This window comes from Nucisporomicrobium flavum (assembly GCF_016464385.1).
Classification (GTDB): domain Bacteria; phylum Actinomycetota; class Actinomycetes; order Mycobacteriales; family Micromonosporaceae; genus Actinoplanes; species Actinoplanes flavus_A.
This window is the reverse complement of record NZ_JADMLH010000001.1, coordinates 574,295-592,104: the sequence shown is the minus strand read 5'-3', so window position 1 is coordinate 592,104 and position 17,810 is coordinate 574,295. Positions and strand designations below refer to the sequence as shown.

Genomic DNA, 17,810 nt, shown 5'->3' with positions numbered 1-17,810 from the left:
CTTAGAGCCGCCGGCCGCCGGATCCAGCGGCGTCACCCGCCCGTTACGGCTCAGAAGCCCCGCCCGGTGGCCGATCTTGAGGTTGTGATCCGTGACCGACTGCTGCCCGTGGTGGCCGCCACCGCCGTCGCCACCGCCGTCGCCGCCTCCGGCGTCCTGCTCACCGCGCAGCCCGCCGCCGCGGTAGCGCCCCTGTGCTCCACGCAGGGGCTGACCGTCTCCGCTCTGCACGGCCCCAACTTCTACATCGACACGTCGTCGACGCCGGTGCTGCGCGGGGCGTACGCCGGATACCAGGTCAGGGACACCTCCGGCGCGGCCCGCAACGACCTCTGGGTGTCGCTGACCGGGTTCACGGGCGGATCCGTGGCGCTCGGCAGCGGGCAGCCGTCCGCGCAGCAGATCGCCACGCTGGGCGGCGGCGCGTCGGCCTCCCGGTTCTTCTACCTCACCGCGCAGGCGCAGACCGCGACCGCGCAGCAGCACACCGTCGGCATCTGGCAGGGCCGCCCGGACCTGCCCGGCTCGGCGCAGCTCTGCGCGGACCCCGGCGGCTTCGCCGGCGTCGAGGAGACGATCAAGGCGGCGGCGAACAAGCTCACCGCGGTCACCGTCCCCGGCGGGACGCCACGCATCGGCGGCACCTTCACCGTCACGGTCACGGGCGACACCGGCACCATCGGCTCCGGCTCCGCGAACGATCCCCAGTCGTTCTGGATGAGCCCGGCCGCCTCCGGCACGTGGCCCGCGGGGGCGTACCGGCTGGTGGGCACGAGCCTGACGCTGAGCGGGCTGCCGACGTACACCGACACGCTGCGGGTCAGCAACCTGAGCTCGGCGTCGAAGTCGTACACCGCGGTCTACACCTTCCGGGCCGTCGGGTTCACCACCTCGGCCACCGGCGTGCTGCCGGTCCAGCAGATCGCGTCCGGCACCCAGATCAAACACACCGACCTGGGCAGCGTCGCCTCGCTGCCGGCGATCAGCCCGTCCACCAACGACCTCACCGTCGGCCTCACCGCCACGCCGCCCAAGCTGCCCGACACCGGGGGTACGGCCACCTACCGCGCGGCGGTCACCGGGTCGGCCGGCGCGGTCCTCGACTCCTTCACCGCCACCGTTCCCGCGGGCGCGACGGTCGTACCGGGCTCGGTCGCCTGGAACGGCGTGACCGTCGCCGACGGGGTGACCACCGGCGGCTCGGTCGTGTTCCCGGGCCCGTTCGCGCTCGGCGCGGGCAGCAACGGCCTCACGTACGACCTGGCGCTGCCCGCGGTCTCCGGCAACCGGGTCACCTCGATCGTGGCCACCGTCGGATCCGCCACGATCGACACCACCCTCAGCCTGACCGACAACGCGCCGGCCACCAGCACGGTGAACGTCAACACGTTCCCGGTCGCGGCCGCCGACACCCTGTCCGTGGGGGACAACCGCACCTCGACCGTCGCGGTCCTCGGCAACGACACCGACGCCGACGGTGACCCGCTGGCCGTCACCGCCGTGACCAGCGCGGCGAACGGCACCGTGACGCTGTCCGGCGGCGTGGTGAGCTACACCCCGGCCGGCGCGTACACCGGGCCGGACGCGCTCACGTACGACGTCTCGGACGGGCGCGGCGGCACCGCCACCGGCTCGGTCGCCCTCACCGTCGCCGCACCCTCCGGCATCCCGCCGCAGGCCGTCGACGACACCGCCGCGGCGACCGCCGGCACCGCCGAGCCGATCGACGTGCTCGTCAACGACACCGGACAGCAGCTCGCCGTGACGGCCGTGACGAACCCGGGCCACGGTGCCGCCGCGATCACCGGTGGCGGGACCGGGGTCCGGTACACCGCCACGGCCGGGTACTCGGGCAGCGACTCCTTCACGTACACCGTCACGGACCTCGGCGGGGTCACCTCCACCGGCACGGTCACGGTCACGGTGACCGCGCCCGTCGTCATCCCCGCGACACCGCTCGCGGCCGTCGCCGACCAGGCCACGACCGCCGCCGGCGTCGCCCAGGTGATCAGCCCGCTGGGCAACGACACCGGCGACGGCCCGCTCACCCTGCAGACCGCCGGTACGCCCGCCCACGGCACCGCCGACGTCTCGGGCAGCACCGTCACGTACACGCCGGACTCCGACTTCTGGGGCACCGACTCGTTCACCTACACCGTCGCCGACGCGCACGGCGCCGTGGACACCGGGACGGTGACGGTCACCGTGACCGCCGGCCCGGCGCCCGCCGACGACACCGCGACCGTCCCGTACGGCACCACGACCGGCATCAACGTGCTCGCCAACGACCCCGCCGGCGCAAGCCTCGCCGAGGTCACCGGCGCGCCCGCCCACGGCAGCGCGGGCATCGTCGGCGGCACCCTGCGTTACACGCCCACCTCCGGCTACTCCGGGACGGACACCCTCACGTACCGGCTGACCGGCGGCCCGGCGACCGCAGCGGTCACCATCACCGTCGCCACGGCGCCGTCACCGGTGCTGCCCGGACCGGCGCCCGCCGACGACACCGTCACCGCCACCGCCGGCGGCCCCACCCGCATCGACGTGCTGAGCAACGACAACGGGAGCGGCCTGACCGTGGCGTACGCAGGTACGCCGGGACACGGCACAGCCGAGGTACGCGGCAACGCCGTCTGGTACACGCCCGCGGCGGCGTACAAGGGCCAGGACTCGTTCTCGTACACCGTGCGCGACGGCAACGGCCGCAGCGCGGGTGCCACCGTCCGCGTCACCGTGCCGAACGCCGCACCCCGCATCGCCGCGGCGGCAGCCCGTACGGTGACCGCCGGCGAGAGCGTGACCATCCCGTTCACCGTCACCGATGCGAACGACGACGCGCTGGCCCTCACCGCGGGCACCCCGGACGGCCCGGTGGGCGCCGCCGACCGCGTGCGCGCCACCGTCACCGGCACCCGGCTCGCCGTCCGCACCGACGTCCGGTTCAGCGGCACCGTCACCGTCCCGGTCCGGGTCAGCGACGGCGCCGCCACCGCCACCACGGAGCTGACCGTCACCGTCCTGCCGGTCCGGCCTCCCGCCGCCACCGCGGGGATCGGCGCCGACCCGCAGGCCCGACGCCTGCTCGCCGCACCCACGTACGCCGACGGCCGACCGGTCTCGCGCAGCCTCTCCGGCCGCGTCGACTCCGAGATCACCTGGCGGGTGTCGCCGGCCACCAACGCCCTCGGCTACCGCGTCACCGTCAACGGCCGCCGGGTGTGCACCGTGCCCACCATGGGCGGCACCAGCCAGATGTGCCGCGTACCCGGAACGGCCCTGGACCGGACCGACACGGTCCTGGTGACCACCGTCGGCGCCGGCGGCACGCTGTCCGAACCGACAACCGCGGCGGTCACCCCGGCGGGCGACACCAACCGGCTCCTGGCCGTCGTCTACTTCCCGGTCGGCGACTTCGCGCTCGACGCCACGGCCCGGCGGGTCCTGGCCACCGTCGCCGGCCAGGCGCGCACGTACGGCTTCGGCACCGCCCTGATGATCGGGCACACCGACTCCGACGGCACGGCACCGTCCAACACCGAGCTGTCCCGGCAGCGGGCCATGCAGGTCGCCGCGTACTTCCGGGCCGCCTACCCAGGGCTGCGCGCTCAGCACGACGGCCGGGGCGAGGCCGACCCGGCGCGGCCGAACACCACCAGCCGCAACAAGGCCGCGAACCGGAGGGTGGAGATCTACATCGGCTGATCCGCGCCGGCCGGAGGGCCGCCGCCCACCTCGGACAGAGCTATGAAAGCCGGCTCGCCGGCGTGGAAGGTGCGGGCGACGCGGCGGACCTCCTCCGGCGACATGCCGGTGGCCCGCAGCAGGGCGGCCTGGGCGGCCGGGTTCGGTGTCTCCATCGGGCCGAAACAGCCGTAGCACCCGCGCCGGTACGCCGGGCAGATCGCCCCGCAACCGGCGCGGGTGACCGGGCCCAGGCACGGCGTGCCGTGCGCGACGGTGACGCACACATTGCCGCGTTGCTTGCACTGGAAGCAGACGCTGTGCGCCGGCACGTCGGGGCGGCGCCCCACCAGCAGCGCCGTGATGACCTCGAGGAGCTGGCCGCGGTCGATGGGGCAGCCGTGCAGCTCGTAGTCGACGTCGACGTGCGCGGCGATCGGGGTGGAGGTGGCCAGCGTCGAGACGTACTCGGGGCGGGCGTACACCACCGAGCGGAACTCCTCGACGTCGGCGAAGTTGCGCAGGGCCTGCACGCCGCCGGCGGTGGCACACGCGCCGATGGTCACCAGCGTACGGCTCAGCTCGCGGACCCGGCGGATGCGCTGCGCGTCCCCGGCCGTGGTGATCGAACCCTCCACCAGCGACACGTCGTACGGGCCGGGCTCGACGTGCCGGGTCGCCTCGAGGAAATGGGCGATGCGCACCCGGCCGGCGACGGCGAGCAGCTCGTCCTCGCAGTCGAGCAGGCTCAGCTGGCAGCCGTCGCAGGAGGCGAACTTCCACACCGCCAGGGTGGGTGCCGAGGTCATCACAGCTCCCGGACGGTGAGCAGGGAGGCGGCCCGCTCGTACGGGACCACCGGCCCGTCGCGGCAGACCAGCAGCGGACCGAGCTGGCAGTGCCCGCACCAGCCGCAGCCGCAGCGCATGGTGCGCTCGAGCGAGATCTGCACCCGGGCCGCGGAGACGCCCCGGGCGGTCAGCGCCTCGGCGGTGTACCGCATCATGATCTCCGGGCCGCACACGTACGCCACGGCGCGGCCGGCGTCGAAGCGGGCCTGCGGGATCAGGGCGGGCACCACCCCGACGTGCCCGGTCCAGCCGCCGGACGGCCGGTCCACGGTCACACCCACGTGGGCGCCCTCACGTGCCCAGCCGTCCAGCTCGGCGGGGTAGAGCAGGTCGGCGGGGGTGCGCGCGCCGACCAGCACCACCAGGGTGCCGTACCGGGACGGGTCGTCCAGGACGGCGTGCACGAGGGGGCGTACCGGCGCGAGGCCGATCCCGCCGGCCACGATGACGACGTCCCGGCCGGTCGCGGCGGACAGATCCCACGGGGTGCCGAACGGGCCGCGAACCCCGACGACCGCGCCGGGTGCGGCGTCGTGCAGGGCGCGGGTCACCGAGCCGACCGACCGTACGGTGTGCGTCAGCCGCCGGGTGCGGCCCGCGGCGGTGGTCTCGATCGCGCTCAGCGAGATGGGCACTTCCCCGATCCCGTACGCGGTGAGCATGGCGAACTGCCCGGGCGCGAACCCCGCCAGCGGCGCCGAGTCGTTCGCCAGCTCGATCGTGACCGTGTCGGCGGTCTCCGCGCGGCTGGACACGACCCGGTACGGCTGCGGGAGCACCGGTGCGGCGGGCGGCGCGGCCGCCGGGGCATGGCTGATCATCGGCCCGTCCCGTCGTCCGGGGCATCACCGGCCCGCTGCAGCGCCGACAGGGCCGCGACCTCCCGGGTGATGTCGATCCCGGCCGGGCACCAGGCGATGCAGCGACCGCAGCCGACGCACCCGGAGGACCCGAACTGGTCGTGCCAGGTGCCGAGCTTGTGGGTGATCCACTGGCGGTAGCGGGCCTGCCCGCTGGCCCGGACGCTCCCGCCGTGCAGGTGGGTGAAGTCGAGGTCGAAGCAGGAGTCCCAGCGGCGCCAGCGCTCGGCGTGGTCGCCGGTGAGGTCGGTGACGTCCTCGGTGGTGGTGCAGAAGCAGGTCGGGCACACCATCGTGCAGTTCCCGCACGTCAGGCACCGCGACGCGACGTCGTCCCAGTGCGCGGACTCACGTGAGGCGGCGAGCAGCTCCGGAAGTTCGTTCGCCGGCAGGGAACGGGTCATCCGCGTCGCCGCGTCGGCGACCGCGCGAGCCGCACCGGCGATGTCGGCGTCCCCCGCCGCCCGGACCGGCAGCTCCGCCAGGATCTCCGAGCCGGCCGGAGTGCCCGCGCGGATCAGGAACCGGTGTCCCTGATCGTCGGCCGTCTCGGTCATCGCCAGGTCGAAGCGGGCGTCGGCGTGCGGGCCGGTGCCCATCGACGCGCAGAAGCACACCGCGCCGGGTTCGGTGCACTCCACCGCGATGACCAGGTTGCCGTCGCGGCGTCCGGCGTAGACCGGGTCGGCGTAGCGGCCGCCGGTCAGGACCCGGTCGAGGACGGCGATCGCGGCCAGGTCGCAGGGGCGGACGCCGAGCAGCGCGTACCGGCGGGCGTGCTCGGGTTCGCCGCCGGCCATCGAGCCGTCCGGTGTGCGGTCGGCCGACCAGAGCATCGCCCGCGGGGGGGTGCAGCACGGTCTTCCACGACTGAGGGCCGGCGGAGTGGCCGAACGCGGCCCCGTCCTCCCGGCGGCGCAGCCGGTACCGCCCGGCCTCGGTCTCGACGCCCCACCCGTACGGCAGGTCCGCGGCCGAGGCCAGCTCCGCGATGACGATCGCGCCGTCGCGGACGGTGGGACCCATGACGGTGTACCCGCGCGCCTCGAGCGCGCCGAACAGAGCGGGCAGGGCGGCCGCGTCGAGCAGCGCCGGCGCCGGGTTCTGCGGTCGGGTATCGGACGCCATCGCGGCCTCCTCGGGTCAGCCGGTGGTGACGGGAGAGCGTCCCCTGACGACGGTCGTGGGGCAGTCGGCGTGGAACATCAGGTGCTGGCTGACCGAGCCGAGCATGAGCCCCGTCACGGCCCCGTGCCCGTGGTCGCCCACGACGACGAGCTGCGCGCAGCGCGACCACTGGCTGAGCAGCACACCGGGATCGCCCCGGACGACCTGACGGCGTACGGGCACGTCCGGATAGCGTTCCCCGGCGCCGGCCAGCGCCTCGGCCAGCACCCGCTCCTCCTGCGCGTCGCCGGACCAGAATTCGTACGTCATCGGCAGCTTGCTGTTCAGCTCGGTCCAGTCGTTGCCGTTCCAGGCGTGCAGGGCCACGAGGGTGGTGGCGCGCAGGGAAGCCTCCTCGAGCGCGACCGCCAGCGCCGGTACGGAGTTCGGGGACCCGTCGATGCCGACCACCACGGGGCCGGTGCCGCGGGGTTCGCCGCGGACGACGAGCACGGGGCACGCGGCGTGCGACGCCAGGTGCAGCGCCACCGATCCCACGAGCATCCCGCCCGCCCCGCGTTCGCCGACGACGACGAGGTCGGCGTGCCGGCTCTCGTCGGTCAGGACGGCCGCGGGGCGCCCGGCCGCGAGCTCGGTGGTGACCGGCACGTCCGGCGCCACCTTCGCGGCGATCGCGGCGGCCTCGGCCAGCCACGCCCGGGCCTGCTCCCGGGCCGTCCCGGGCACGGTCTGGGTCACCCCGGGCGGCATCGGCACGGGCAGCTGGGGCCAGTGCAGGGCGTGCACGACACGCAGCGGGCGGTGGCGGCGGGCGGCCTCGGCGGCGGCGATCTCGACCGTGCCGCGGCTGTGCGCGGGCGCGTCCACACCGACGACCACGGCGGCTCCGGCGACAGTGGTCATGACGCACCTCCTGCTGGGTGGACCTCCCCGACCAGCATCCGTCGCCATGGATGTCCCCGGCAGGGCCGATGGTCCCGCGTTGTGCCGGCGTACGGCGTACGGCCCGGCGCAAGGGTCCTTCGGGCATCGATCGGGGTGCGATCGGCCTCACTGTGGATCAGCCGGCGCTCGTAGAGTGGGTTGATCGGCGGCCTCTGGGAGGCAGCATGTCGACTCACCAGCGGGCCGGGGGCATCACGCCCACGGACCTCACCGCCCGGATCCCGGCCCAGCCGTTCCTCGCCGCGCTCGTCCCTCACCACCTGGCGGCGCTGCAGGAGACCTGTGTCCCGGTGTCGTACCCGCAGGGCGCGCGCCTGTTCACCGAGGGCGCCGCGGCGGATCACTTCTGGCTGCTCGACCACGGCGACGTGGCTCTGGACCTGCAGGTGCCCGGGCACGGCGCGCTGGTGCTCGAGACCCTGTCCGCGGGGACGCTGCTGGGCTGGTCGTGGCTGTACCCGCCGTACCGGTGGCATTTCGGGGCAGTGGCCCGCACCCCCGTCGAGGCCCTGCGGTTCGACGCCGGCCTGGTCCTGCGCCGCTGCGAGGCCGACCCCTCGTTCGGCTACGCGGTGATGCGGCTGGTCACCCCGGCCGTCATCGACCGGCTGCAGGCCACCCGGCTGCGCCTGCTCGACCTGTACGGGCCGCCCGGCGAGAGGCGGCGGCGATGACGCACCGCTCCGACCGGATCCTGGACGTCCGCGCGCTGGCCCGGGTCGAGGGCGAGGGCGCGATGCACGTCCGGGTCCGGGACGGCACGGTGGAGGACGTCCGGTTGGAGATCTACGAGCCGCCCCGGTTCTTCGAGGCGTTCCTGCGCGGCCGCGCCCACACCGAGCCGCCCGACATCACCGCGCGGATCTGCGGGATCTGCCCGGTCGCGTACCAGATGAGCGCGTGCGCCGCGATCGAGGACGCCTGCGGGGTCACCGTGGACGACGACATCGCCGCGCTGCGCCGCCTGCTGTACTGCGGCGAGTGGATCGAGAGCCACACCCTGCACATCTACCTGCTGCACGCCCCCGACTTCCTCGGCTACGCCGGCGCGCTCGACATGGCCGCCGACCACCGCGACCTCGTGGAGCGCGGGCTGGCCCTGAAGAAGGCCGGCAACGCCATCGTCGAGCTGCTCGGCGGGCGCCCCATCCACCCCGTCAACGTGCGGGTCGGTGGCTTCTACCGGGCACCGCATCCGCGGGAGCTGCGCGGGCTGCGCGAGTCCCTGCGGCGGGCGCTGGACCTGGCCTGCGACACGGTGGACTGGGTGGCTGGTTTCGAGTTCCCGGACTTCACCCACGACCACGAGATGCTCGCCCTGGTCAGCCCCGGCCGGTACGCCATCGAGTCCGGAACGGTGACCACGACCGGCGGACTGACGTTCCCGCCGCGGGAGTTCGAGCGGTACGTCGTCGAGGAGCAGGTGGAGCACTCCACAGCCCTGCACGCGAGCCTGGCCGGCCGGGGCACGTACGTCGTCGGCCCGGCGGCCAGGTACGCGCTCAACCGGCAGTGGCTGCCGCCGGTGGCCCGGGAGGCGGCCGAGGCGGCGGGGCTCGGTGCGGACTGCCGCAACCCGTACCGCAGCATCGTCGTGCGGGCCGTCGAGAACGTCGTCGCGGTGGAGGAGGCGCTGGCGATCATCGACACGTACGAGCCACCGCCGCGGCCCTTCGTGGACGTGCCGCCCCGCGCCGGCGTCGGTTACGGTGCCACCGAGGCCCCCCGCGGCATCCTCTTCCACCGGTACGGTCTGGACGACCACGGCCTGATCACCGCCGCGCGGATCGTCCCGCCGACGTCGCAGAACCAGGCGGCGATCGAGGACGACCTGCGCCGCTTCGTCGCCGCCCGCCTCGGCCACGACGAGGAGCGGCTGACCCGCGAGTGCGAGCAGGCCATCCGCAACTACGACCCGTGCATCTCCTGCGCGACCCACTTCCTCGATCTCGTCGTCGACCGGGGGTGAAGCGTGGGCGGCCCGCACCGGCGCCTCATCGTCGGCATCGGCAACGAGTACCGCTGCGACGACGCGGTGGGCCCGCTGGTGATCGCCGAGCTGCTCGCCCGGCAGCCGGACGACCCGGTGCTGTCCGGGGTGGAGCTGCGGGTCAGCGACGGCGAGCCGGCCGGCCTGCTGACCCTGTGGGCCGGCGCCGAGGTCGCCGTCGTCGTCGATGCGGTCCGCATGGACGGCGCGCCGCCCGGTCACCTCCACGAGCTGGTCGCCGACGACCTCGCGGCGCAGGACGACGAGCCGGTCGCCACCTCGCACGCCATCGCCCTCGGTGAGACCGTCGCCCTGGGCCGCGTGCTCGGACGCCTCCCGCGCCGCCTCGTGGTGCTCGCCGTGTGCGGCAAGGAGTTCGGCTTCGGGACGGGCCGGACCCCCGAGGTGGCAGCGGCCGTGCGGCCGATCGCCCTGCGGGCCCGCGACCTGGCGAGGACGCCGTGACGGCGCCGGCCGGCTGGCTGGTCCAGGTCCGCGGCACCGTGCAGGGCGTGGGCTTCCGCCCGTACGTCCACCGGATCGCGACCGGGCTCCGGCTCGACGGCGTGGTGCGCAACGTCGGCGGTGACGTGTGCATCGAGGTCACGGCGCCCCCGGCAGCCGTGGCGGCGCTGGCCCGCGCGATCCGTGAGAACCCGCCACCGCACGCGACCGTCAACGAGGTCAGCGTCCGGCGGGTCGGATCGCTACCGGTCCGCAGCGGCTTCGCCGTGGAGCTCAGCGCGGGCGAGGCCCCGGTGACCGGCAACGGCTTCGCCGGTCTGCCTCCGGACCTCGCCACCTGCGACGACTGCCTGCGGGAGCTGTTCGACCCGGCGGACCGCCGCTACCGCTATCCGTTCCTCAACTGCACCGCCTGCGGGCCGCGGGCCACGATCATCGACGAGCTTCCGTACGACCGGGAGCGCACGGCGATGGCCCGGTTCGCGCTGTGCCCGGATTGCACCCGCGAGTACCACGATCCCGCCGACCGCCGGTTCCACGCCGAACCGATCGCCTGCCCCGCCTGTGGACCTCGTCTGCTGTGGACCTGTGGTCCGGAGGATGCGTACGCCGAGGATGCGCTGACCGCGGCGGTCACAGCCTTGTCGCGGGGCGGCATCGTGGCCCTCAAGGGTCTCGGCGGCTATCAGCTCGTCTGCGACGCGACGGATGCGACGGCCGTGGCCACCCTGCGCACGCGGAAACGCCGTCCCCGTAAGCCCTTCGCCGTCATGGTGGCCGATGCCGCCGCCGCGGGCGGGCACGCCCGGCTCACCGACGTGGACCTTGCCCTGCTGTCGTCCCCGGCCCGGCCCATCGTGCTGGCGCCCGCGCTTCCGGGGAACGACCTGGCGGTCGGCGTGCACCCCGGCACCCGCCTGGCCGGGCTGTTCCTGCCCGCGACACCGCTGCATCACCTGCTGCTGCGAGCCATGGCCCGGCCGCTCGTGGTCACCAGCGGCAACGTGTCGGACGAGCCGATCGCCATCGACGACCGGCAGGCCCGGCGCTCGCTGGCCGCCGTCGCCGACGCGTTCCTGCACCACGACCGGCCGATCCGGGCCCGCTACGACGACTCGGTGGTGCGCGCGAGCGGCGGCCGGGGCCGGGTGGTGCGCCGGGCCCGCGGCTACGCGCCCCGGCCGGTGCCGCTGCCGGTCACCGCGCGGCGTCCGGTTCTGGCCGTGGGAGCGCAGCTCAAGCACACGTTCACGCTGGCGCGCGGCGGCCTGGCGCTGATCGGGCCGCACGGCGGGAGCCTCGACGATGCGGACGCCCTCGCCGCGTTCGCGGCCACCCGGGAACAGCTGTGCCGGCTGCACCGGTTCGTGCCCGAGATCGTGGCTCACGACCGGCACCCCGGCTACCTGTCCACCGCGTACGCCCTCGAGGCCGCTCCCGCCGTGCGGCGGATCGCGGTCCAGCACCACCACGCCCACGTCGCCGCCTGCGCCGCGGAGAACGGGGTGGAGGCGCCATTCCTCGGGGTGGCGTACGACGGGCTGGGGTGGGGTGACGACGGCACCTTCTGGGGCGGGGAACTGCTGCTGGCTTCGTACACGGGCTTCCGTAGGGTCGGCCGCTTCTCTCGCGCGCCGATGCCCGGGGGTGAAGCCGCCGTGCGCCGGCCGGCCCGGATGGCGCTGGGATACCTGTACGGCGGGGAGTTCACCACCGGGGACGCCGGGGTCCTCGACCGCCTCGACGCTCGCGAACGTCAGGTCGTCCGGCGCATGGTGGAACGCCGCGTGAACTGCCCGCAGGCCGGCAGCGCGGGACGGCTCTTCGATGCCGTGGCCGCCCTGCTCGGGGTCTGCGACGACGCGAGCTACGAGGGCGAGGCCGCCGTCATGCTGGAGTCCGTGGCGGCGGCGGCGCCGTCGTCGACCGCCCCGCTGCCGTGGAAGCTGCGCACGGCCGGCGGCCTGTGGGTGTACGACAGCGGCGTGACGCTCGCGGCGCTGGGCGAGGCGATGCGGGCCGGCGAGCCCGTGGCGGCGCTGGCGGCGGGCTTCCACCGTACGGTCGTCGCGGTGACCGCCGAGATGTGCGCGCGGGCGGCGGAGCGCACAGGCGTGACCGTCGTGTGCCTGTCCGGCGGCTGCCTGCAGAACGGCCTCCTCGCCGCGGAGCTGCCACCCGCGCTGGCCGCGGCCGGGCTCGACGCCCGGCTCAGCAGCGAGGTGCCGGCGGGCGACGGCGGCATCAGCTACGGCCAGGCGGTCGTCGCCGCCGCCCTGACCGCCGCGGAAGGATGATCGAGATGTGCCTGGGCATCCCTGGAAAGGTCACCACCACCGACCGTGACGACGGCCTGCTGATGGGCACGGTCGACTTCGGCGGGGTACGCAAGCTGGTCTGCCTCGAGTACGTGCCGGGCGTGCGCACCGGGGACTACGTCATCGTCCACGTCGGATTCGCGATCACCCTCGTCGACGCCGTGGAGGCCGAGCGCACCCTGCAGGTCCTGCGCGCGATGGGTGACGCGGTCGCTGCCGAGCTCGGGGAGCCCCTGCCGTGAGATACCTCGACGAGTACCGCGACCCCCGGCTCGCCCGGATGCTGCTGGACCGCCTGCGCCGGGTCGCCACCCGCCCGTGGCGGCTGATGGAGGTGTGCGGCGGGCAGACCCACACGATCGTGCGGCAGGGCATCGACGAGCTGCTGCCGGCCGGGATCCGCATGATCCACGGTCCCGGCTGCCCGGTGTGCGTGACCCCGCTGGAGACGCTGGACCGGGCCATGGCGATCGCCGCCCGGCCGGGCACGATCCTCACCAGCTTCGGTGACATGCTGCGGGTACCCGGCTCGCACACCGACCTGCTGGCGTTGCGGGCCCGCGGCTGCGACGTCCGGGTCGTCTACTCGCCCATGGACGCGGTTGCGCTCGCCCAACGGCACCCGGACCGGCAGGTGGTGTTCCTCGCCGTGGGCTTCGAGACGACCGCGCCGGCGAACGCCATGGCCGTGCTGCACGCCGCCGACCTGGGCCTGGCCAACTTCAGTCTGCTGGTCAGCCACGTCCTCGTCCCGCCCGCGATGACGGCGCTGCTCGACTCACCGGACTGCCAGGTGCAGGCTTTCCTGGCGGCCGGGCACGTCTGCGCGGTGATGGGCTGGACGCAGTACGAGCCGCTCGCCGCCCGCCACCGGGTGCCGATCGTCGTCACCGGATTCGAACCGCTGGACCTGCTGGAGGGGATCCTGATGGCCGTGACGCAGCTCGAGCAGGGCCGGTACGAGGTGGAGAACCAGTACGCCCGGGCCGTACGCCGCGACGGCAACACCGCCGCGCAGGACGCCATCCGCAGGGTGTTCCGGATCGCCGACCGGGCGTGGCGCGGGGTGGGCACGATCCCGGCCGGCGGGCTCGTGCTGGCCGCGGAGTACGCCGCCTTCGACGCCGAACGCCGCTTCGACGTCGGAGACCTGACGGCCCGCGAGCACTCCGAGTGCATCGCGGGGGCCGTCCTCACCGGGACGCGGGAGCCCACCGACTGCACCGCCTACGGCACGATATGCACGCCACGGAACCCGCTGGGCGCCCCCATGGTGTCCAGCGAGGGCACCTGTGCCGCCTACTTCGCCGCCGGCCGGACCAGGGCGGCGGCCGTACCGGGGATCGTGCAGTGAGCACCGCCGACCTGCTCTCCGGCGCCTGCCCGGCCCCGCGGCGGGAGAGCGAACGGGTGCTGCTGGGCCACGGCTCCGGCGGCCGGCTGTCCGCCGAGCTGATCGCCGACGTCCTGGTCCCCGCGCTGGGCGAGGCCGCGGTCCCGGGCCCGCTGGAGGACGCCGCGCTGGTCACGGCGGCCGGAGCCGACCTGGCGCTCAGCACCGACGCGTACGTGGTGACCCCGCTGTTCTTCCCCGGCGGCGACATCGGCCGGCTGGCCGTCCACGGCACCGTCAACGACCTCGCCATGCGTGCCGCGATGCCGCTCGCGCTGTGTGTCGCGTACGTCATCGAAGAGGGTTTCCCGCTCGAGGACCTGCGCCGCGTGGCCGCCTCCGTCGGTGAGGCCGCCCGCGACGCCGGCGTCCGCGTGGTCACCGGGGACACCAAAGTGGTGAACCGTGGCGCCGCCGACGGCCTGTTCGTCGTGTCCACCGGGCTCGGCCGGCGGCTGCCCGGTACGGCGCCCTCGGCGGCGGGAGCGGTGCCCGGCGACGTCGTGCTGCTGTCCGGCCCGATCGGCAGCCACGGCGTGACCGTGCTGAGCACACGCGAGGGCCTGGGCTTCGAGGCGGACGTACGCTCCGACACCCGGCCCCTGCACCGGCTCGTGGAGGCGATGGTGGGGGTGGGCGGCGAGGCGTTGCACGCGCTGCGTGACCCGACCCGCGGCGGCCTCGCCTCGGCGGTCAACGAGATCGCGCAGGCCTCCGCGGTGGGCGTGGAGATCGACGAGCAGGCGCTGCCCGTACCCGGCGCGGTGCGGGCCGCCTGCGAGATGCTCGGTCTGGACGTCGCCCATGTGGCCAACGAGGGCTGCCTGGTCGCCTTCGTGGCCCCGGACCGGGCGGCGCAGGTGCTGGCGGCCATGCGCGTATGCCCCGAGGGCCGCGACGCGGTGCGCATCGGCAGCGTGCTGGCCGAGGAGCCCGGGCGCGTCCGGATGCGTACCGGTGTGGGCTCGCGGCGGGTGCTGGACATGCTGCTCGGGGAGCAGCTGCCGCGCATCTGCTGACGACCGGCCGCCCCGGGCGCGCGGGCCGTTCGCCGCTACCCGGCCGGCTGTCCGGATGCCTAGCGTGGGAGGTGCCTCGAGGAGGTCTGCCATGTCCGCCGACGTCAGCAAGCGTCGTCCGGCGCCGGCCGCGCGCCGCTTCGGCTACACCGTGGCCGCCGCCGTCAACGTCGTGCTGCTCTATCTGATCAACGTACGCCCGGGCTGGGACGCTGTCGCGTTCCTCACCCCGGACACCACCCTCGTCCTGGGGCTCGTCAACGCCTCGCTGATCGTCGGGCTCGTCGTCGACGCCCTGCAGTTCGTCCACGACCCGCCGTGGATGGTGGCGCTGGGCTCGCTCACCACCACCGCCGTCGGAATCGCTGTCATGGTCCGGCTGTGGCAGGTGTTCCCGTTCGACTTCGCCGACGCGGCGGTCGCCTGGGGAACAGTCGTGCGGGTCGTGCTCGCCGTTGGCATCGCCGGCAGCATCATCGCGCTGGTGGTGCAAGTCGTCGCTCTGTTCCGGGCGATGACACACCTGCCGCCCGCCGGCTGCGACCCCGCGCCGCACGCGGGCCCGTAGCTTCGGGACTGTCGGACCGGGTCCAACGACCCTGTGCGGTGCCCTTCGCGCGACGGACGATCTTCATAGGTCCCTTGCACGAGGGCAAGGCAGGATCCGGGAGGCAAGCCATGGCGCGCATCAGCCCGACCATCACCGCCCCGAACGTCCGCACCCACGGTCCCGTTGACGAGGCCGCGCGGACGTACGCCGTAGAGAAGCTCGAAGCCGCTCTGCACCACGCCCCGGCGCCGGTGCTGCGGTCGTGGCTCACTCTCGACTCGGCGGCGTACGGCGACCGGGTCGACGCCCACGTCGACGTCAACGGCGTACCGGTCCACGTGCACGCCGTGGGCAGCGGACTGCAGGAGGCGACCGATCTGATGCAGCAGAAGCTGCGCTCGTGCCTGCGCCGGATCCGCCGGCGCCCGGACCAGGGACCGGCCGCTCCGCCGCTGGAGGAGCCGGCGTTCCCGTAGCCGCAGCGAAGATCGAGGGCCTGCCGTGCCGGCGGGCCCTCGTCGCGTCCGCGGTCCTGGCAGGCTGGCCGGATGATCGTTCACCAGCTGCCGACGCTCGCGCTCGCGTCGCTGGCGGCGTTCGCGCTGGCGCTGCTGTCCGCGGTGGCCGGCTTCGGGGGCGGGGTGCTGCTGTTGCCCGTGTTCACCGCGCTGTTCGGGCTGCCGGTGGCCGTACCGATGCTGACCCTGACGCAGGTGTCGAGCAACGGGTTCCGGGTGTGGCTCAACCGCGCGGAGCTGCACTGGCGGCTGATCGGCTGGTTCGCGGCAGGCGCGGTGCCGCTCGCCGTGGCCGGTGGGCTGCTGCTGGCCCACGCGCCGCTGGGAGCGCTGCACCGCCTGCTCGGCGTCTTCCTGATCGGGGTGGTGATCTGGCGGCGGCTCAACCCCCGTCCGCGCAGGCCGGGCGATCGCACCTTCGCCGCGGTGGGCGCCGCCTCCGGGCTCGGCTCGTCGCTGCTGGGCTCGGTCGGGCCGCTGACCGCGCCCTTCTTCCTGGCGTACGGGCTGACCCGGGCGGCGTTCATCGGCACCGAGGCCGCCGCCGCGCTGACGATGCACCTGGCGAAGATCGCCGCCTACGGCGCGGGGAACCTGCTGACCGGCCGGGTGCTGCTGCTCGGGGCGGCGCTGACGCCGGCCACCCTGGCCGGTGCCTGGGCCGGGCGCAGGATCGTCGGCCGCATCGGCGACCGCGCGTTCGTGACCCTCGTGGAGGCCGGCCTGATCATCTCGGGAGTCATCTTCCTGATCGCCGGGTGAACGATCGCCGGTGCTGCTGCGTCAGGGAGGGGATCCGCCACGCCGGAGTGAGGGCGGCGGTCCCGGCCGGGTGGGCTGGGCGGCACTTCCGCGGCGCGGCGCCGGTCGCGTCTGCTGGAACGGGGAGGCCGCTTCCGCGGCGAACCCCGGCGGAGGTGTGCCATGACCATGACTGCAGCGGGTCCGCTGTTCCCGAGCAGGTCGGAGGCGGGCCGTCAGATGGCCGGCGTGCTGTCGTACCTGCGCGGCCCCGACGTCGTTGTGCTCGGGCTGCCCCGCGGCGGCGTACCGGTGGCGGCGGAGGTCGCCCGCCTGCTGGGCGCGCCGCTCGACGTCGTGGTGGTCCGGCGGGTCACCGTGCCCGGACGGCCCGGCCTGGTCGCCGGCGCGGTGAGCGAGGACGACATCACGGCGCTGGACACCGAGACGATCAAAACGCACCTCGTGACCTGGCAGGAGCTGCACCGGGCAGAGCGGGCCGCGCGGGTGGCGGTGCAGCACAGCGCCGCCGTGCTCCGCGAGAGCCGCTGGTGCGAGCCGCTGGTCGGGCGTACGGCCGTCGTCGTCGACGACGGCATGGCGACCGGCGCCACGGCGCGGGTGGCCTGCATGACGGCCCGGGAACGCGGCGCGGAGCGGATCGTGGTGGCGGTGCCGGTGGCCCGCCCGGGCGCCGCGGCCCTGCTGGCCGGTGTGGCGGACGGCGTGGTGTGCCTGTACCGCCTGCACGGGCTGGTGAGCGTCGGGCAGGCGTACCGGGATCTGCCGCCGGTCTCCGACGAAGAACTCGTTGCGGTACTCGCCCGCGCCGCGGCCCGTCCCAGCGCGGTCCGGGGCTGACCGCGGGCCGTTCGGCCCTGACCGCCGCCCACGCCGGCGAGGTCCGATGGAGACAACGGACAGAGAAGGGAAGGAGGCCGGACATGGCTGCGCTGCTGCCACGTCTGTTCGGTGACATGACCGACTGGTTCGAGATGGATTTCCCGCGTCCCGTGCCCCCGATCCGGTTCGAGGACAAGGTCAGCGACAAGGAGTACGTGCTGCGCGCCGAGCTGCCGGGACTGGAGCCCGACAAGGACGTGCAGATCACGGCCCACACGGGCTGCTCACCATCAAGGCGGAACGCCGCGAGGAGGAGAAAGGCCTCAACCGCTCCGAGTTCCGGTACGGCATGCTGCACCGTTCCGTGCGGTTGCCGGCGAACGCGGACGAGGCGGGGATCAAGGCCACGTACCGCAAGGGAATCCTCGAGGTGATCGTGCCGTTGACCGCGCCCGCGTCGTCGGGGCGCCGGATCGAGGTCACGGCCGGCGAGTGACGCCGGAATCGA

At 74.4% G+C, this 17,810-nt stretch carries 17 protein-coding genes; 13 read left to right on the top strand and 4 right to left on the bottom strand.

Annotated elements, in window-relative coordinates; genetic code table 11:
• The first annotated feature begins 84 nt into the window (after window positions 1-84).
• Window positions 85-3,702, top strand: coding sequence for an Ig-like domain-containing protein (locus tag IT780_RS02820; RefSeq protein WP_199509758.1), 3,618 nt, complete (start codon window positions 85-87; stop codon window positions 3,700-3,702).
• On the opposite strand, the gene IT780_RS02815 is transcribed toward IT780_RS02820, so the two are convergent.
• The 4 genes from IT780_RS02815 to IT780_RS02800 form a co-directional block, all read right to left on the bottom strand.
• The gene (locus IT780_RS02815) at window positions 3,690-4,490 is read right to left on the bottom strand and encodes an NADH-quinone oxidoreductase subunit B family protein (RefSeq protein WP_199509757.1); all 801 of its coding nucleotides are present in this window, start codon (window positions 4,488-4,490) and stop codon (window positions 3,690-3,692) included. The genes IT780_RS02820 and IT780_RS02815 overlap by 13 nt on opposite strands.
• Window positions 4,490-5,353, bottom strand: a complete 864-nt coding sequence (locus IT780_RS02810; protein WP_233412054.1) for an FAD/NAD(P)-binding protein — start codon at window positions 5,351-5,353, stop codon at window positions 4,490-4,492. The genes IT780_RS02815 and IT780_RS02810 overlap by 1 nt, the downstream gene beginning before the upstream one ends.
• Window positions 5,350-6,228, bottom strand: coding sequence for a 4Fe-4S dicluster domain-containing protein (locus IT780_RS02805; protein WP_199509756.1), 879 nt, complete (start codon window positions 6,226-6,228; stop codon window positions 5,350-5,352). Before IT780_RS02805 ends, IT780_RS02810 begins: the two co-directional genes overlap by 4 nt.
• A gap of 307 nt (window positions 6,229-6,535) precedes the next feature.
• Window positions 6,536-7,423, bottom strand: a complete 888-nt coding sequence (locus IT780_RS02800) for a universal stress protein (RefSeq protein ID WP_199509755.1) — start codon at window positions 7,421-7,423, stop codon at window positions 6,536-6,538.
• Between the two features lie 206 nt (window positions 7,424-7,629).
• On the opposite strand from IT780_RS02800, the gene IT780_RS02795 reads away from it, so the two are divergent.
• The 12 genes from IT780_RS02795 to IT780_RS42970 all read left to right on the top strand — a co-directional run bounded on the left by IT780_RS02795 (window position 7,630) and on the right by IT780_RS42970 (window position 17,798).
• Window positions 7,630-8,139: a cyclic nucleotide-binding domain-containing protein gene (locus tag IT780_RS02795; protein WP_199509754.1), complete on the top strand. Its 510-nt coding sequence runs from the start codon at window positions 7,630-7,632 to the stop codon at window positions 8,137-8,139.
• Window positions 8,136-9,434, top strand: coding sequence for a Ni/Fe hydrogenase subunit alpha (locus IT780_RS02790; RefSeq protein ID WP_199509753.1), 1,299 nt, complete (start codon window positions 8,136-8,138; stop codon window positions 9,432-9,434). The genes IT780_RS02795 and IT780_RS02790 overlap by 4 nt, the downstream gene beginning before the upstream one ends.
• 3 nt (window positions 9,435-9,437) lie before the next feature.
• On the top strand, window positions 9,438-9,920 hold the full coding sequence (locus tag IT780_RS02785) for a hydrogenase maturation protease (protein WP_199509752.1): 483 nt from the start codon (window positions 9,438-9,440) through the stop codon (window positions 9,918-9,920).
• Window positions 9,917-12,217 carry a carbamoyltransferase HypF gene (hypF, locus tag IT780_RS02780; RefSeq protein ID WP_199509751.1) on the top strand — a complete coding sequence of 767 codons (2,301 nt, stop codon included), beginning with the start codon at window positions 9,917-9,919 and terminating at the stop codon, window positions 12,215-12,217. The genes IT780_RS02785 and hypF overlap by 4 nt, the downstream gene beginning before the upstream one ends.
• Before the next feature lie 5 nt (window positions 12,218-12,222).
• On the top strand, window positions 12,223-12,480 hold the full coding sequence (locus IT780_RS02775; protein ID WP_199509750.1) for a HypC/HybG/HupF family hydrogenase formation chaperone: 258 nt from the start codon (window positions 12,223-12,225) through the stop codon (window positions 12,478-12,480).
• Window positions 12,477-13,592, top strand: a complete 1,116-nt coding sequence (hypD, locus tag IT780_RS02770; RefSeq protein WP_199509749.1) for a hydrogenase formation protein HypD — start codon at window positions 12,477-12,479, stop codon at window positions 13,590-13,592. Before IT780_RS02775 ends, hypD begins: the two co-directional genes overlap by 4 nt.
• Window positions 13,589-14,650 carry a hydrogenase expression/formation protein HypE gene (gene hypE / locus IT780_RS02765; protein WP_307831004.1) on the top strand — a complete coding sequence of 354 codons (1,062 nt, stop codon included), beginning with the start codon at window positions 13,589-13,591 and terminating at the stop codon, window positions 14,648-14,650. The genes hypD and hypE overlap by 4 nt, the downstream gene beginning before the upstream one ends.
• A gap of 91 nt (window positions 14,651-14,741) precedes the next feature.
• On the top strand, window positions 14,742-15,218 hold the full coding sequence (locus IT780_RS02760; RefSeq protein ID WP_199509747.1) for a hypothetical protein: 477 nt from the start codon (window positions 14,742-14,744) through the stop codon (window positions 15,216-15,218).
• 110 nt (window positions 15,219-15,328) lie between these two features.
• Window positions 15,329-15,676: a hypothetical protein gene (locus IT780_RS02755; RefSeq protein ID WP_199509746.1), complete on the top strand. Its 348-nt coding sequence runs from the start codon at window positions 15,329-15,331 to the stop codon at window positions 15,674-15,676.
• Between the two features lie 72 nt (window positions 15,677-15,748).
• Window positions 15,749-16,480, top strand: coding sequence for a sulfite exporter TauE/SafE family protein (locus IT780_RS02750; protein ID WP_199509745.1), 732 nt, complete (start codon window positions 15,749-15,751; stop codon window positions 16,478-16,480).
• Window positions 16,481-16,648: 168 nt separating this feature from the next.
• A complete protein-coding gene (locus IT780_RS02745) occupies window positions 16,649-17,320 on the top strand; it encodes a phosphoribosyltransferase (protein ID WP_233412053.1) in 672 nt (223 codons plus the stop codon).
• Window positions 17,321-17,444: 124 nt separating this feature from the next.
• Window positions 17,445-17,798, top strand: a complete 354-nt coding sequence (locus tag IT780_RS42970; RefSeq protein WP_199510052.1) for an Hsp20/alpha crystallin family protein — start codon at window positions 17,445-17,447, stop codon at window positions 17,796-17,798.
• Window positions 17,799-17,810 lie beyond the last annotated feature (12 nt).